This is a genomic window from Haloferax profundi (assembly GCF_001469865.1).
In the GTDB taxonomy this organism is placed as follows: domain Archaea; phylum Halobacteriota; class Halobacteria; order Halobacteriales; family Haloferacaceae; genus Haloferax; species Haloferax profundi.
The window spans coordinates 1-460 of record NZ_LOPV01000336.1; the positions used below are offsets into that span (position 1 = coordinate 1).

The window sequence follows — 460 nt, forward strand, 5'->3', positions numbered from 1 at the left end:
CAGAAAACCGCCTAGTTACTGTCAGTAGCGGTGTGCAACACTCAGGAGGGTGTCCTGGTCAGCCTTGCTTATCGACCTGCTAGCAAATTTGTACAAATCACCAGAGAATATATTTTCACCGGCGCAGTAGACTTGGTTCTCCTATGCCCCTCCTCCACAGCAACGAACCTCGTCCAACAGGATTGGTGATTGAGTAGCAATGTTCTCTGATCGAGTCCACGCTGTTGACCCGACACACAGGCTCGTTACTCGGAATCTTTCTGGAGTTAAAGATTGGGACGAAGTCGGAGGGGTAACCGTTGAGAACCAAGTCATAGCGATTCTGTTGGAGTATGGCACTAGCTTCCACCTCTGTCTTGACCCAAAGCACAGTCAATTCAAGACTGTCCAAAACGAATTCATACGGGTTCCAGAATCGGAGCGAACCCTGATTGGATCTGATCAGGAGTATCAGGTGTCG

At 49.3% G+C, this 460-nt stretch carries 1 pseudogene; it reads left to right on the plus strand.

The annotated features are described in order from the left end of the window. Positions 1 to 199 precede the first annotated feature (199 nt). Positions 200 to 460: pseudogene (locus AUR66_RS22690) on the plus strand (hypothetical protein); the annotation flags it as partial.